This window comes from Hanstruepera ponticola, from assembly GCF_012931685.1.
GTDB lineage: Bacteria > Bacteroidota > Bacteroidia > Flavobacteriales > Flavobacteriaceae > Hanstruepera > Hanstruepera ponticola.
In genome coordinates this window covers 606,026-621,042 of record NZ_JABANC010000001.1, presented here as the reverse complement: position 1 = coordinate 621,042, position 15,017 = coordinate 606,026, and the positions used below count along the sequence as shown (strand labels likewise).

At 32.9% G+C, this 15,017-nt stretch carries 15 protein-coding genes; 8 read left to right on the top strand and 7 right to left on the bottom strand.

What is annotated here, in order from left to right:
* The first annotated feature begins 24 nt into the window (after positions 1-24).
* From HGK31_RS02730 to HGK31_RS02710, 5 genes are all read left to right on the top strand, one after another.
* On the top strand, positions 25-339 hold the full coding sequence (locus HGK31_RS02730; RefSeq protein ID WP_233450959.1) for a GIY-YIG nuclease family protein: 315 nt from the start codon (positions 25-27) through the stop codon (positions 337-339).
* Between the two features lie 70 nt (positions 340-409).
* A complete protein-coding gene (locus HGK31_RS02725; protein ID WP_191858378.1) occupies positions 410-1,426 on the top strand; it encodes a sugar phosphate nucleotidyltransferase in 1,017 nt (338 codons plus the stop codon).
* Between the two features lie 41 nt (positions 1,427-1,467).
* Positions 1,468-2,829, top strand: a complete 1,362-nt coding sequence (locus HGK31_RS02720; RefSeq protein ID WP_191858377.1) for a tetratricopeptide repeat protein — start codon at positions 1,468-1,470, stop codon at positions 2,827-2,829.
* 2 nt (positions 2,830-2,831) lie between these two features.
* Positions 2,832-3,611 carry a DUF4292 domain-containing protein gene (locus tag HGK31_RS02715; RefSeq protein WP_104735052.1) on the top strand — a complete coding sequence of 260 codons (780 nt, stop codon included), beginning with the start codon at positions 2,832-2,834 and terminating at the stop codon, positions 3,609-3,611.
* Between the two features lie 47 nt (positions 3,612-3,658).
* Positions 3,659-4,840: a murein hydrolase activator EnvC family protein gene (locus HGK31_RS02710; protein ID WP_233450957.1), complete on the top strand. Its 1,182-nt coding sequence runs from the start codon at positions 3,659-3,661 to the stop codon at positions 4,838-4,840.
* Between the two features lie 29 nt (positions 4,841-4,869).
* On the opposite strand, the gene HGK31_RS02705 is transcribed toward HGK31_RS02710, so the two are convergent.
* Together HGK31_RS02705 and HGK31_RS02700 are read right to left on the bottom strand one after the other, a co-directional pair.
* The gene (locus tag HGK31_RS02705; RefSeq protein WP_191858375.1) at positions 4,870-5,379 is read right to left on the bottom strand and encodes an acyl-CoA thioesterase; all 510 of its coding nucleotides are present in this window, start codon (positions 5,377-5,379) and stop codon (positions 4,870-4,872) included.
* 84 nt (positions 5,380-5,463) lie between these two features.
* Positions 5,464-6,402, bottom strand: a complete 939-nt coding sequence (locus tag HGK31_RS02700; RefSeq protein ID WP_191858374.1) for an HU domain-containing protein — start codon at positions 6,400-6,402, stop codon at positions 5,464-5,466.
* A 104-nt stretch (positions 6,403-6,506) separates the two neighbouring features.
* On the opposite strand from HGK31_RS02700, the gene dprA reads away from it, so the two are divergent.
* Positions 6,507-7,610 (top strand): DNA-processing protein DprA, encoded by a 1,104-nt coding sequence (gene dprA, locus HGK31_RS02695; RefSeq protein WP_191858373.1) that lies wholly within the window; start codon positions 6,507-6,509, stop codon positions 7,608-7,610.
* Here the strand turns inward: dprA and trpS are convergent.
* Positions 7,607-8,575, bottom strand: coding sequence for a tryptophan--tRNA ligase (gene trpS, locus HGK31_RS02690; protein ID WP_191858372.1), 969 nt, complete (start codon positions 8,573-8,575; stop codon positions 7,607-7,609). The genes dprA and trpS overlap by 4 nt on opposite strands.
* Before the next feature lie 100 nt (positions 8,576-8,675).
* On the opposite strand from trpS, the gene HGK31_RS02685 reads away from it, so the two are divergent.
* Complete coding sequence (locus HGK31_RS02685; protein WP_191858371.1) at positions 8,676-9,413, top strand: lysophospholipid acyltransferase family protein; 738 nt, start codon at positions 8,676-8,678, stop codon at positions 9,411-9,413.
* Between the two features lie 91 nt (positions 9,414-9,504).
* Here HGK31_RS02685 and HGK31_RS02680 read toward each other — a convergent pair whose 3' ends face one another.
* The 4 genes from HGK31_RS02680 to recA form a co-directional block, all read right to left on the bottom strand.
* Entirely contained in the window at positions 9,505-11,325 is a 1,821-nt protein-coding gene (locus tag HGK31_RS02680; RefSeq protein ID WP_191858370.1) for a hypothetical protein, read from the bottom strand.
* Positions 11,326-11,327: 2 nt separating this feature from the next.
* Positions 11,328-11,870, bottom strand: coding sequence for an RNA polymerase sigma factor (locus HGK31_RS02675; RefSeq protein WP_104735045.1), 543 nt, complete (start codon positions 11,868-11,870; stop codon positions 11,328-11,330).
* 28 nt (positions 11,871-11,898) lie between these two features.
* On the bottom strand, positions 11,899-12,306 hold the full coding sequence (locus HGK31_RS02670; protein ID WP_191858369.1) for a hypothetical protein: 408 nt from the start codon (positions 12,304-12,306) through the stop codon (positions 11,899-11,901).
* A 104-nt stretch (positions 12,307-12,410) separates the two neighbouring features.
* A complete protein-coding gene (gene recA / locus HGK31_RS02665) occupies positions 12,411-13,415 on the bottom strand; it encodes a recombinase RecA (RefSeq protein ID WP_191858368.1) in 1,005 nt (334 codons plus the stop codon).
* A gap of 458 nt (positions 13,416-13,873) precedes the next feature.
* Between recA and trhO the strand changes: the two genes are divergently transcribed.
* The gene (gene trhO, locus HGK31_RS02660; RefSeq protein ID WP_191858367.1) at positions 13,874-14,944 is read left to right on the top strand and encodes an oxygen-dependent tRNA uridine(34) hydroxylase TrhO; all 1,071 of its coding nucleotides are present in this window, start codon (positions 13,874-13,876) and stop codon (positions 14,942-14,944) included.
* The last annotated feature ends 73 nt before the right edge of the window (positions 14,945-15,017 follow it).

Here is a 15,017-nt window from a genome sequence, read left to right as displayed (position 1 = left end):
GCAGGAATCTAGTTATAAGTAAAAATGAAACTTTGGCAGGTCTATATTATGGCAAACAAACCAAAAGGGGTTTTGTATATTGGAGTAACAGATAATATTGAGGAGCGAGTAAAAGAGCATAAATTGAAAGTTTACCCCAAAGCATTCACCTCTAGATATAATTGTAATAAATTGGTTTATTTTGAAGAGTTTGAAGAAGGATTTGATGCAATAAAGAGAGAAAAACAATTCAAAAAATGGAAAAGAGATTGGAAGATAGAACTAATAGAAGAAATGAATCCAAATTGGTCAGATTTAAGTACTAATTGGAATCTGAATTTTAATACATTAAGAAAGTAATAAAGAGATTTCTATTTTTATAGGAATAAAGTTTAATTAAAAAGATACCTGCTTTCGCAGGCATAAAATAATGAAAATAATAGTACCAATGGCAGGACGAGGTTCACGATTAAGACCTCATAGTTTAACAGTTCCAAAACCATTAATTCCAGTAGCAGGCGAACCCATTGTTCATAGATTGGTAAAAGACATAGCTAAAGTTATTAATCAGCCAATTGATGAGATTGCATTTGTATTAGGTGATCTTGCTTTTTTTGGCGATGACGTTGTAAGTAGTTTAAAGGCTTTAGCCGAATCGTTAGGTGCAAAACCATCTATTTACAGGCAAGACAAACCTTTAGGCACTGGACACGCTATAATGTGCGCCAAGGATTCGTTGTCTGGACCAGCTGTAATTGCATATGCTGATACGTTGATTAGAGCTGATTTCAATTTAGACCAAGAAGCAGATTCTGTAATTTGGGTAAAAAAAGTAGACCAACCAGAAGCCTATGGTGTCGTAAAGCTTAATGATAAAAACGAAATTGTTGAGCTAGTTGAAAAGCCTAAATTCTTTGTTAGTGACTTGGCGGTTATTGGTATATACTACTTTAAAGATGTTTCCGTTTTAAAAGAGGAATTACAACATGTTTTAGATAATAATATTGTAAATGGAGGTGAGTACCAAATAAATGATGGTATAAAAGGTATGATGGCTAAAGGAAAGATTTTTAAAACTGGCCAAGTTGATGAATGGATGGATTGTGGAAATAAAACGGTTACAGTTGAAACCAATGCTAAGATGCTTGGGTTTTTACAGGATGATGGTGAACAGCTTATAGCACCTTGTTTAAAAATTGAAAACTCCAAAATTGTGCAACCGTGTTATATTGGTAAGAATGTTATTTTAAAAGATTCAACAATTGGACCCTTTGTGTCAATTGGTGATAATAGTACTATCGAGTCTTCAACCGTTAAAAATAGCTTAATTCAAACCCATACAACAATTAAAAACGCTAATTTAGATGAAGCTATGATTGGTAACCATGCTATATTTGATGGCGATTTTTCAAAAATCAGTATTGGTGACTATTCCGTTTTGGAATAAATTTTGAACTGTTGTTCTGATTACAGGTAAGAACCTCATATATGAAACATAAAACCTACATTTTTTTCTTTCTTTTTGGACTATTTTTAGTTCCCCAAACTAATTTTGCCCAAATAGATTATAATAAAACCCCTGATGACGATTTAGGCGAAGTTGAAGATAACAAACAAGAATATTTCTTTGAGGCACTTAAACAAAAAGGCATTGAAAATTATGATCGTGCGGTTACCGCTCTTCTAAAATGCATTGATATTGACGATTCACAATCCGTTTTTTATTATGAACTAGGTAAAAATTATAACAAACTAAAAAACTTTGGTGAGGCAGAAGACGCATTAAAAAAAGCGGTTAAAATGGAGCCTGATAATGAATGGTACCTGGACGAACTTTATGATGTTTATGCGCAGCAAGATGATTATGACAAGGCTATAAAAACAGTAAAACAGTTAGTAAAGTATCACCCTGATTATAAGGAAGATCTTGCAACTTTATATGTTAAGACGAAGAACTATGATGAAGCGTTAAAAGTTTTAGATGAGATGGATGCCGAACTAGGCTTATCAATGACTAGAGATATCATAAGAAATCAAATTTATGCAGCAACAGGCAGAAAAAAGGAACAAATAGAAAACCTTGAGGAGCGTGTTGAAGACAATCCTGATGAAGAGTCTAATTACTTGGCTTTGATTTACAGGTACAGTGAAAATGGTGAAAAAGAAAAAGCTTTTGAGACTGCAAAAAAGTTATTGGAAATAAAACCCAACTCACAATTGGTACATTTGGCTTTATACAAGTTTTATCTAGACAATGAAGATGCTGATAAAGCTATAGAATCCATGAAAATTGTTTTACAAAGTTCCAGAATAAAGCCTGATGCAAAAATGATGGTATTGGCAGATTTTGTAAAGTTTGTTGCAGCTAACCCAGAATATGAAAATGACCTTGTTGAAACAACCTCTATTATTACTGAAGATAATAATGGGACGTCTTACTTGGAAGTTGCTCAATATTTTTTAAAAAAAGGCGAGAAGGATAAAGCACTTAATTATTATCAAAAAGCTCTAAAACTTGATAGTGACAATTTTGGAATTTTAAGAAATATTTTGTTGTTGCAATTAGATTTGAAAAATTTTGAAGAAGCCGAATCCGTGAGTCGGGAAACCCTTACAAAATTTCCATCGCAACCTGTTTTTTACCTAATAAATGGTGTGGCGCTTAATGAATTAAAAAAACCTAATGAAGCTCTAGAATCATTGGAAACAGGATTGGATTATATTATTGAAGACGACCAAATGGAAGCCGATTTTTATCAGCAAATGAGTGTGGCTTATACACTTTTAAACAATACTGTAAAGGCAAAAACGTTTAGTGATAAAGCTAAACAATTAGAATCCTCAAATTGACAATGAACATAAGACTTAATATAATTGCTGTGTTTGGAGTGCTTTTAGTACTTGTTTCAGGTTGTAAATCTGCTAAAACTATTACAGACGGACAAAGCAATTTAGGCTTGTCCTCAAAAGAAGTGATAAAAGCCAATGCTAAAAAATCTGCTAATTTCAAGACACTTCAATCCAAGGTAAAAGTTGTCTATACTCAAGAGAATAAGTCACAATCACATACAATTACCATGAGAATTCAAAAAGACCAAGTAATTTGGCTTAATTCAGCTTTGAACCTCATTCGTGCCAAAATCACTCCTGAAAAAGTAAGCTTTTATAATAAACTGGACAACACCTATTTTGATGGCGATTTTAGCTACTTAAGTGATTTACTAGGTACTGAATTAGATTTTAAAAAAGTTCAAAATTTATTATTGGGTGATGCTTTGTTTGAATTAGATAAGTCAACTTATAATATGTCCATTCATAACAATGCTTATTTATTTCAACCAAAAGAACAATTAAGACTCTTTGAATTATTTTATATTATAAATCCGTCACATTTTAAAATAGATTCACAGCAATTGGCACAAACAGGTGATACATCGCGATTTTTAGAAATTGACTACCTAAATTATCAAGAAGTAGATAAGCAAAGTTTGCCAGAAAACTTAAAAATTTTAGTTTTGGAAGATGGTGAAGAAACCATTATTGAGATGGCTTTTAAGTCTATAAATTTAAATGAAGATTTACGTTATCCTTTCAAAATACCCTCTGGGTTTGATAAAATAAGCCTGAACTAACTATGCGACCTTCAACCAAAATAACGCTGCTTTTTACACTGTTTTTAATGACAGTAAGCCTATGCTTTTCACAAAGCAAAAAACAGCAGGAATTGGAACAAAGGCGCAATGAGTTGCGCAATGAAATTAAACAAATAAATGACTTATTATTCAAAGACAAGAATAAAAAGAAATCGCAAACTACCTTAATAGAGGATTTAAATTATCGTGTAAGCGTGCGAAAAAATTTAATCTTGGTAACAAACCAGCAAGCTAATTTATTGACACGCGAAATTAATGATAATCAAAATAAAATTACTGAATTAAGAGATGAACTGGCAACTCTCAAAGAGAATTATGCCAAAATGATAGTCACTTCTTATAAAAGTAAAAGCGAGCAAAGCCGTGTCATGTTTTTGTTGTCCTCCACCAATTTTAAACAGGCTTATAAACGTATTCAGTATTTAAATCAATACACTAATTATCAAAAAGAACAGGGTGAAGCTATAAAAACTAAAACGGCTGAACTTCAAGAAACCAATCAGGATTTATTAAGACAAAAAGCAGATAAACAAAAGCTAATAGATGAAAATCGTGTGGCTCAAAAGGAACTTGAAAAAGAGTTGAGCCAGCAACGGGAACTCATGGCTGCAATTAATAAAAATTTGAATAATTATACGGCTCAAATTCGTGCCAAACAACGTGAAGCAGATAAAATTGATCGTGAAATTGAAAAGATTATTCGCGAAGCTATAGCAGCATCTAATAAAAAAGCTGGTAATACAACAAGTACATCAACTAGTTTTGCTCTAACTCCTGAAGCTAAAGCATTGGCTAAAGATTTTGTTTCTAACAAGGGAAAGTTATTATGGCCAGTTGAAAAAGGTGTTGTAAAATTGCGTTATGGTAAACAACCGCATCCAGTGGTTAAAACAGTTACCATTCAGAGTAATGGTGTACGTATTGCTACAGAAAAAAACGCTGATGTTCGCGCTATTTTTAATGGTGAAGTTATGCGAATAATAACTTCTAAAAACGGAAACCCAACAGTTTTAATTCAACATGGTAACTACATAACAGCTTATTCCAATATGGCAAAAATCTACGTAAAAAAAGGGGATAAAGTTTCTACAAAAGAAGTTATAGGACAAGTATTTACAAACCCTTCCAATGGAGAGACTATTTTAAACTTCTCCATTTTCAAAGAAACCAAAACAGTTAATCCAGCAGAATGGATTTATCAAATGTAGAATTTTTGTGAAGTAGGAGTTTCAAAAAACTACTCGAACAAAGCCTTCAACTCTGTAGCTTCATTAGGTTTCATTTTACCAGCTAAAACCAAACTTAATTGTTTACGTCTTAAAGCAGCCGCAAAACGTTCCTTTTCCAAGTCGGTTTCAGGCGTAATTTCTGGAACTTCAACAGGACGACCTGTTTCATCAACAGCTACAAAGGTATAAATGGCTTCATTGGCTTTGGTGCGTTGTCCAGATTCTCGGTCTTCAATCCAGACATCCAAAAACACTTCCATAGATGTTTTAAAAGCACGCGATACTTTGGCTTCAACGGTCACCACACTTCCCAATGGTACAGAACGATTAAAAGCCACATGGTTTACAGATGCGGTTACCACAATACGACGACTATGACGTCTGGCGGCAATACTGGCACAACGATCCATTCTAGCCAATAATTCACCACCAAATAAATTATTTAATGGGTTCGTCTCACTTGGCAAAACCAAGTCGGTCATGATGGTTTTAGTCTGTTCAGGTGTTTTTGCTGTCATTATCAATAAATTTAATGAGTGCAAAGGTAAGATGAAAAAAGCGTAAGATTATAGCTTTTATGTTATAATAATACTAATAATGAGTTAGTCTAACTCCTTAACCAAAAGCCAAGCATCTGAATTGTGTGTGCGCTTGATGTTTCGTAAAGCTGTTAAAGCTTCCAAACGATCTTCATAACTAGCATATACAACTTCGTGCAGACCATATTTATTAACTCCTATTTTACGCGCTTTAAACCCTTGTTCTTTTAATTGAGATACTTTTTTGTCACTATTCTCTTCAACTCTAAAAGCACCAGCAATAATGTGATAATTGCCAGATTGTTTTGTGACATTGAGTGTAACAGCAGGTAATGGATTATCTATAACAAAAGTAGCTTCTTGAATCTTGCTTTCTAATTGCTCACTTGCTTGTTCTTGTGCTAATTGATTATGTGCATTAATGTTATCTACATAATATTTTGAGGCACCCAAACCACCAACTGTTAGAGCTATAAGAGCAACAGCAGCATATTTTAAATAAGGACGTGCTTTGCGTTTTTCAGGTGTAACGGTAATTGGAATAACTTTTTCAATAGCTTCAACCGCTTCTTTGTAAACTTCTCGTGTAATGTCTTTTGAAGCAAATTGCGATAACCCGAAGGCATCTGTTAAATAATTTAGATGATATGAAGGTTCAAATAAAATTTTGCCTTCAGTGTTTAGCGACAAACTTCCAATATTATGAAAATCTATAGTTTCACCTTCAATTAAATATGATTTCAAATACTTAACCCGCTTTTGAATACGCTTTGAAGCTTCTTCAAAAGGAATCTTCTCAACATCTGCAATATAGTGTGCTAGCAAGCCGTCATTTTTTTGAATTTGCTCGTTAAATGACAGCATTTTTTTTGGTGGATAAAAGGCATGAGTCGATTCGTGAATGGTAGCAGAAACTCGACGCGTTAAAAATGAGCCGAATTCAGGAATAGTCACACATTCATAACGGTATAATAAATCGCTGATGTAAGGTTCTAATTGCATAAAAACAAAGTTAAAAAAAATTGAAAGCGAACAAAAACTGCACTTCAGTATTTATTAACATCTCAAAATTTCTTTTCTTGTAGTTTAGAAATCAATTACATATCATGACAGAAAATCAGTTATTACCCATTTTAGCCTTGCAACATGTGCCTAATATTGGTGATATTACGGCTAAAAAACTGATTAATCATTGCGGTTCAGCTGAAGCTATTTTTAAAGAAAAAAGACAAAACCTTTTAAAAATTGATGGTATTGGCAGTGTTGTAATAGGCGATTTATTTAATAAAGAACACTTTACAGCTGCTGAAACCGAATTGCAATTCATTCAGGAAAATCAGATTACTTGTTTATATTTTGCAGACACCGATTATCCTGAAAGATTAAGGCATTGTATTGATAGCCCTATTTTGATGTTTCAATCCGGAAATATTAATCTGAAAAATCAGCGTGTTATTAGCATCGTTGGAACCCGAAAAATAACCAGTAGTGGTGTAGATTTTTGCAACAAACTAGTTGAAGAACTAGCAGTTTTTAATCCAGTAATAGTTTCTGGTTTTGCTTATGGGACTGATATTACGGCGCAGAAAGCAGCATTGAAACATAATTTGCAAACTATTGGGTGTTTGGCTCATGGACTGAATCAAGTATATCCTAAAATTCATAAAAAATATGTTGCTGACATTGAAAAACATGGTGGGTTTTTTACCGATTTCTGGAGTAGTGATGCTTTTGATAGGAATAATTTTTTAAAACGAAATCGCATTATAGCAGGTTTAAGTGAAGCTACCATAGTTATAGAATCAGCTGAAAAAGGCGGTAGTTTGGTAACAGCAGATATTGCAAATTCCTATAATCGTGATGTATTTGCAGTTCCTGGTCGTGTAACTGATACGCAAAGTACGGGCTGTAACAATTTAATCAAATTTCAAAAAGCATATCTTTTATCTAACCCATTGGATATTCCGTATATGTTAAATTGGGAATTGGAATCTAAAGAAAAACCAACCATTCAAAAACAACTTTTTGTAGACCTAACTGAAGAAGAACAAGTTATTTATAATTATCTTAAAGCAGAAGAAAAGCAACAATTGGATTTAATTGCCTTAGACTGCAAAATGCCCATTTTTAAAGTAGCCGGCATTTTATTAAACATGGAATTGAAAGGTGTTGTAAGACCCTTACCCGGAAAACTGTTTGAGGTTATTTAATACCCAGCCTTTTCCCGAACACGGTTTAATACATCATTTGCCACAAGTTTGGCCTTTTCTGCTCCAACTTTTAAGGCGTCATCAATTTCATTAATATTAGCCATGTAATGATTGTATCGTTTACGTGGTTCTGCAAATTTATCAACAATCGACTCAAAAAGCGCTTGTTTGGCATGGCCATAACCATAACCACCAGCTTCGTAATTAGTTTTCATTTGAGAAACCGCATCATCAGAAGCTAGAATACTGTACAATGCAAAACAGTTACAGGTTTTCCAATCTTTAGGATCTTCCAATGGTGTGCTGTCGGTTTTTATTGACATAATTTGCTTACGCAGCTTTTTATCATCTAGAAAAATGTTAATAATATTTCCACGGCTTTTGCTCATTTTCTCGCCATCGGTTCCCGGAATAAGCATGGTGTTTTCTTGTATTTTACCTTCAGGCAACACAAAAGTTTCACCCATTTTCGCGTGAAAACGTGAGGCCACATCCCGAGTCATTTCAATATGTTGCAATTGGTCTTTACCAACAGGAATAATATTGGCATCGTACAATAAAATATCTGCAGCCATAAGCATGGGATACGTAAACAATCCAGCATTGACGTCTTCCAATCTATCAGCTTTATCCTTAAAACCATGAGCTAATGTTAATCGCTGGTAAGGAAAAAAGCAGCTTAAATACCATGATAATTCAGTTACTTGAGGAATATCACTTTGTCTGTAAAACACCGTTTTTTCAATATCCAATCCAAAAGCCAACCATGTTGCTGCTACAGAGTAAGTGTTGTGCCTTAACTCTTCAGCATTCTTTATTTGTGTAAGTGTGTGTAAATTAGCGATAAATAGAAATGAGTCGTTTTTAGGATTATTTGCCATTTCAATAGCTGGCATTATGGCACCTAAAATATTTCCTAAATGTGGTGTACCTGTACTTTGTATTCCTGTTAAAATTCTAGCCATATTCATTTCCCACTTAAACGGGAATCTTTTTAATTAAACTAAAAGCAAAGGTAATTTTTTTAGTATAATAGCTCAATTTATTTAAGTAGTTTTGAAACCTATGATTATATTCAAGTATCTATTTTGGATTTTATATCGTATTTGGTTTTATATTTTGGTTGCAATACCAATAGTGCTTCTATTACCAGTACTACTTATCTCCATTTTAAAAGAATCTTGGTATCCGTTTTTTTTCAAAATTGCAAGGGTTTGGGCTTATTTTATACTAATAGGTATGGGTTTTAGAGTTAAAATTGACCTTGATCAAAAACCTGAAAGGAATGCCAGCTATATGTATATTGCTAATCATACCTCAATGGCAGATATCATGCTTATGTTGGTGGCTTCAAAAAATCCTTTCGTGTTTGTAGGGAAAAAGGAGTTAGCAAAAATTCCGCTATTTGGATTTTTTTATAAACGTACATGTATATTAGTTGATAGAAGTTCTGAAAAAAGTAGAAAGGCTGTTTTTTTAAGAGCACAAAGAAGACTTAAACAAGGCTTAAGTATTTGTATTTTTCCTGAAGGTGGTGTGCCTGATGAATCTGTAATACTTGATGATTTTAAAGACGGTGCATTTAGATTAGCAATAAATCATCAAATACCTATTGTACCATTTGTTTTCCTTGATAACAAAAAGCGTTTTAGTTATACCTTCTTTAGTGGAAGTCCGGGTTTAATGCGAGTAAAAGGACATAAATTCATTAACACAGAAGGTTTAAAAATTGAGAATACTAAAGACTTAAACCAGAAGGCGCGATCTGTCATACTTGAAACATTACAGAATCGAACAAAATAAAAAAAAACTGCTCTTGGCACAGAGCAGTTTTTCGTTCATCATTGCTTTTTCAAAGATGTTGAAAAAACAACCAATCTAACCAACTAAAAAACTAAAATTTGTAACTAAACCCTGTATATACTCCTATGATATAAGGTCTAAAGTTACCAGATGTATTTTCAAAACCGTTTAATTGATATTTAAAGGTTGGCTCAAAATTAAACTTAAACGATTCTGTGAATTTATAATTAATACCAATACCTAAATTGGTACTGAAACTTACATTATTTATATTATTGGCTTCACCTATGTATGTGTTATATTCTTCAAATTCAGAATAGACTTCATTACCATCTAAAAAGAAAGTACTTACACCACCAATAACATTCAATCCAAAACGATTATTAACTAATTTGTATTCTAGTTCTACAGGTACTTCATAGTAGCTTAAGCGTTGGCTAATGGCAGCATTATATAATACGTCATTAATTTGTTGAACACCAAGATTATCAGCGCTAAACGCATTTAGGGATTGACTCTGAGGTGCTAAATTGATGTTCCTTAAAGGGTTTATAGGCGTGCCATTATTCCCACTAGGTGTTTCATATAAAATAACATTGTCTGTATCATAACTTAAGTTAAGAGAATTTACTCCAGATCTCACAGAAAGTTTTTTACTTAAGGCATAGCTAACATTTACACCATAACTCATGTTTACCTCACCACTTTTTGAATTGGAAACAAATTGATCATCAATATGCGATCCATTACCAAGCGAATTATAGTAAACAGGGGCAACACTAGCTGCAACTTGCCACCTGTTTACTAGTTTTTCTTCTTCTTCTTCTTTTTCATTAATGTTTTCTGCTTGAGCAATTTCTTCCTCAATAGAAGGCGATTCGCTAGTTGCAAGCGAATCACCAACTTTTTGATTTACCTCTTTTTCTTTTTCATTATGAGGTGTGTCGCCTTTCATAGCATTGAGTGCGACAGCTTCTTGAGTTTTTTCAATACCTAGTGCATTATCAACCGCTTGTTTGTCTATTTCAGCATTGGAATTAGATGGTGAAACTGTTGAATTAGCTACACTTGTGTTTGAAGAAACATTATTTTTATGTAATGGTTTATCGGTAGATTTGGAGGCATTATTATTCAAATTATCAGTAACTTGAGTTGCTTGGCTTTCAGTGTTAATAAGCGAATTGGATAATTTGGACTTTTTGTTTGAAGATTCTTTGCTTGAAGAATCATTTTTGTTATCCATTCCGTTTGAATTATCATCTAGCTTATCCGAATTTGATGTATCAGTTTGAGCAACACTAGATTCAATACTATTAGTGAAATTATCTTTGTTTAACCTTGATGATTTGGAATTAGATAAGTTTTGTTTTTCGATATTGTTATAATCAGACGGTTCTTTTTCAGACTTATTTGATTCAGCAATATCATTATTATTTGAACTAAAGTTTGATGGTGAAGAAACCATTTCGCTTTGTGACTTTGGCTTATTCTCAGTTTCGGATAAAACAACATGAGAACTACCTTGTTCACTTGTATTTTCTAATGATGCGTTGTTAGGTTCATTAATCTGATCATCATTGGCGACTTTGTTTTCAGTATTATTATTTAACGGATTATTATCCAATTCATCAATAATAGGATTATTACTATCCGCATTAGTATCAACAGTATTTGAATCGGGAGTTAGGTTATTGGACCCACCATCAAACACAAAACTTCCAATAGTAATTAATATGGCCAAAAGCGCAGCAATACTTGCTATACGCATCCAAATAGGAATTACTTTTTTTGGTTCTTCTTTTTCAAGATTTAATTCATTCTGAATTTTCCCCCAAAGTTCAGGATTTGGAGACACCTCAAAATCCTTGAGTTTCTCTTGAAAAATTCTGTCTATATGTTTTTTATCACTCATTGTTATAATGATTGCGAATTTAAACTCGCTTTATATGCTTCTATTTTTTCAACTAATAACCTTCGAGCTCTTGCCAAATTAGATTTAGAGGTACCTGAGGTAATTGATAACAATTCGGCTATTTCATTATGAGAATAACCGTCAAGTGCGTATAAATTGAAAACCAATCTATATCTATCTGGAAGTTCTTGAATAATTCCTAATAGAAATTCAACAGTCAATTCATCATCTTCAATGTCTAATTCGTCATCTTCTATTAATTCTTCATTAACTATTTCAAAAACACCTTGACCTCTATAACGCTGCAATGCAGTGTTAATAGTAATCCGTTTTAACCAACCTTCAAAAGAACCTTTATTATTATATTGACCTATTTTTTCAAAAATGGTCAAAAAAGCGTCTTGCAGATTATCTTCTGCTTCAACATAGTTTCTTGAATACTTTAAGCAAACCGAAAACAATTTACTCGAAAAGAGTTGATATAGTTCACTTTGTGCTTTAGTATCATTTTTACTACAATTTATGATGAGTTGTTTTAAACTCACATGACATGTATATTAATTAAACAATTATTTAATCTACAACAGGCACTTCAACAATCATATATTGATCTTCACCGTTTTCATCTTTACCTTGCCAAAATTTGAAAATATATAAATCTTCTGTGGTGGCTTTAAATCTAAAAGAGGCTTCAGTTAGAGCATCTATTTCAGTGCAATTATTATTCCCTTGAAAATATGTGGCAATTACCGCAACCGTTCTTTCGTTTGATTCACTTGTAAAATAAATGTCGTTAAAACCGTGACAAGAAGTAGGTCGTAAATACTCCAGATAAATATCATAGGTTTCATTACGTTCAAACTCTGTAGGGACTACTGCATTTTCTACAGGTAAAATTACAAAAGAAACTGGATCCAATCCATCATCTGTACTACATGATAATGCCAGTATAAATAACAAACAAACAGTTAATTTTTTCATGATTACATTCAAAGTTTTATATACATGTTTACTCTGTAGATGCAGAAAGTGTAAAAAGGTTGCGTCTAAAAGCAAAAAAAATCCCGAAATTTTCGGGATTTTTTTTATTTCGAGTTTTTTAAGGCCTCCCGAATTTTAGTTTCAAGCTCATCCATAAGCTCTGGATTGTCCTTTATTAGGGCTTTTACGGCATCTCGACCTTGTCCTAATTTTGTTTCGTCATAGCTAAACCATGATCCACTTTTTTTAACAATTTCAAGATCGACAGCAATATCTAAAATTTCACCTACTTTAGAAACACCTTCTCCATACATAATATCAAATTCAGCAGTTTTGAAAGGAGGTGCTACTTTATTTTTTACAACTTTAACACGTGTTTTATTTCCAGCCACGTTACCATCTGTTTCTTTTATTTGGGTAGAACGTCTAATATCTAAACGGACAGATGCGTAAAATTTAAGGGCATTACCACCAGTTGTTGTTTCAGGATTGCCAAACATGACGCCAATTTTTTCACGCAATTGATTTATGAATATAACAGTACAATTGGTTTTGCTTATAGAGGCTGTTAATTTTCTTAAGGCTTGAGACATTAATCTGGCATGTAATCCCATTTTAGAATCACCCATTTCGCCTTCTATTTCGCTTTTGGGAGTTAGTGCAGCAACAGAATCTATTACAACTATATCAATAGCTCCTGATCGTATTAAGTTATCAGCAATTTCTAATGCTTGTTCGCCATTATCTGGTTGTGAAATGATAAGGTTATCAATATCAACACCTAATTTTTCGGCATAAAATCTATCAAAGGCATGTTCTGCATCAATAAAAGCTGCAATACCACCAGCTTTTTGCGCTTCAGCAATGGCGTGTAGCGTTAATGTTGTTTTACCTGATGATTCCGGACCATAAATTTCAATAACTCTTCCTCTTGGGTAACCACCAACTCCAAGTGCAATATCCAGACCCAAAGAACCTGAAGGAATGGCATCAACATCAACTACAGCTTGGTCACTCATTTTCATGACCGTACCTTTACCATAGGCTTTATCTAGTTTATCTAAAGTAAGCTTTAAAGCTTTTAATTTTGCGTCTTTTTCACTGCTCATTTCTCGTATTTTTATGTTTTGATAGGTCAGCTAAATTACGATAAGTTTTAATTTTTTCAATATTCTGACGCAACCTTTTTACACTTTTTGCATCTACTATATAAAGTGGGGAACTTTTGCTATGAAATCAATCGTATTTTATGCGATTAATTTTGTTTGTCCTTTTTAAGAATTTAAAAATTGTACAGATGAAATTTATTAAGAAAACTTTAATTAACAACGTATTAGGCGTTTCAGTTGTTGTATTTATAAACAGCAGCTGTAAAGCCGATGGAGGTTAGCTCTTATTGTATTTTTTGATTTAGAAGAATGAAAAAATATTAATAACGAGTTAGTCTACTAAAAGCGTCCTGCAAAACAGGACGCTTTTTTTATGGTTAAACATGAAAATGAAAAATAGTTTTAAAATATGTACTTTTGCCTCAAAATAAATCTTTAACCTTAATCATTAGTATAGCATGCAACTGTACAATAACTTAAGCGCTAAAGAAAGAGCAGCGTTAATTGAAGAAGCGGGAAAAGACCGCTTAACAATCTCTTTCTATAAATACGCAAAAATCAAAAATCCTGAACTTTTTAGAAATCATATGTTCCTGGCATGGGATCAATTGGATGTTTTAGGTAGAATTTACATCGCCACCGAAGGCATAAACGCACAGCTTTCAGTTCCTGCTGAAAATTTTAATGAATTTAAGACACATCTAGATACTATTTCGTTTTTAGAAAATGTACGCTTAAATATTGCCATTGAGCACGATAATTTTGCCTTTTTAAAATTAAAGGTGAAAGTGCGTAACAAAATTGTGGCAGACGGATTAAATGATGATACGTTTGATGTGACCAATAAGGGTACTCATGTTGAAGCAGAACAATTTAATGAGTTAATTGAAGATCCTAATGTGGTTTTAGTAGATATGCGCAACCACTACGAAAGTGAAATAGGCCATTTTAAAAATGCAGTAACACCAGATGTAGATACGTTTAGAGAATCTTTAGATATTATTGAAGAAGATTTAAGAGATCATAAAGAAGATAAAAAATTAGTGATGTATTGTACTGGTGGTATTCGTTGTGAAAAAGCCAGTGCGTATTATAAGCACAAAGGATTTAAACAGGTATTTCAGTTAGAAGGAGGTATTATAAATTACACACGTCAAGTTGAAGAAAAAGGACTAGAAAATAAGTTTATTGGTAAAAATTTTGTGTTTGACGAAAGACGTTCAGAACGTATTACAGATGATGTTATAGCGCAATGTCATCAATGTGGAAAGCCAGCAGATTTACATACCAATTGTGCTAATGAGGCTTGCCACTTGTTGTTCATTCAATGTGAAGACTGTAAAACAAAAATGGAGAATTGCTGTTCAACACAATGTCAGGAAATTATTCAATTACCTTACGAAGAACAAAAAGCCTTACGTAAAGGACAAGGTAACAGCAATGATATTTTCAAGAAAGGTCGTGCTGACCATTTGCCATTTAAAAAGGATTTGCGAAATATTTTTGACGTCCTGAATAAAAAAGGCTAAATGAATATTTATAAACTTTTAAAGTTAAATAGAAAAATTAAAAGCCACAGAATTAAATTTCTGGGGCTTTTTC

Excerpts from the sequence above, each read along its gene's own strand:
- HGK31_RS02730 (WP_233450959.1), top strand. The coding sequence starts at position 25 with ATGAAACTTTGGCAGGTCTATATTATGGCAAACAAACCAAAAGGGGTT.
- HGK31_RS02725 (WP_191858378.1), top strand. The coding sequence starts at position 410 with ATGAAAATAATAGTACCAATGGCAGGACGAGGTTCACGATTAAGACCT.
- HGK31_RS02720 (WP_191858377.1), top strand. The coding sequence starts at position 1,468 with ATGAAACATAAAACCTACATTTTTTTCTTTCTTTTTGGACTATTTTTA.
- HGK31_RS02715 (WP_104735052.1), top strand. The coding sequence starts at position 2,832 with ATGAACATAAGACTTAATATAATTGCTGTGTTTGGAGTGCTTTTAGTA.
- HGK31_RS02710 (WP_233450957.1), top strand. The coding sequence starts at position 3,659 with ATGACAGTAAGCCTATGCTTTTCACAAAGCAAAAAACAGCAGGAATTG.
- HGK31_RS02705 (WP_191858375.1), bottom strand. The coding sequence starts at position 5,379 with ATGACAGCAAAAACACCTGAACAGACTAAAACCATCATGACCGACTTG.
- HGK31_RS02700 (WP_191858374.1), bottom strand. The coding sequence starts at position 6,402 with ATGCAATTAGAACCTTACATCAGCGATTTATTATACCGTTATGAATGT.
- dprA (WP_191858373.1), top strand. The coding sequence starts at position 6,507 with ATGACAGAAAATCAGTTATTACCCATTTTAGCCTTGCAACATGTGCCT.
- trpS (WP_191858372.1), bottom strand. The coding sequence starts at position 8,575 with ATGGCTAGAATTTTAACAGGAATACAAAGTACAGGTACACCACATTTA.
- HGK31_RS02685 (WP_191858371.1), top strand. The coding sequence starts at position 8,676 with ATGATTATATTCAAGTATCTATTTTGGATTTTATATCGTATTTGGTTT.
- HGK31_RS02680 (WP_191858370.1), bottom strand. The coding sequence starts at position 11,325 with ATGAGTGATAAAAAACATATAGACAGAATTTTTCAAGAGAAACTCAAG.
- HGK31_RS02670 (WP_191858369.1), bottom strand. The coding sequence starts at position 12,306 with ATGAAAAAATTAACTGTTTGTTTGTTATTTATACTGGCATTATCATGT.
- recA (WP_191858368.1), bottom strand. The coding sequence starts at position 13,415 with ATGAGCAGTGAAAAAGACGCAAAATTAAAAGCTTTAAAGCTTACTTTA.
- trhO (WP_191858367.1), top strand. The coding sequence starts at position 13,874 with ATGCAACTGTACAATAACTTAAGCGCTAAAGAAAGAGCAGCGTTAATT.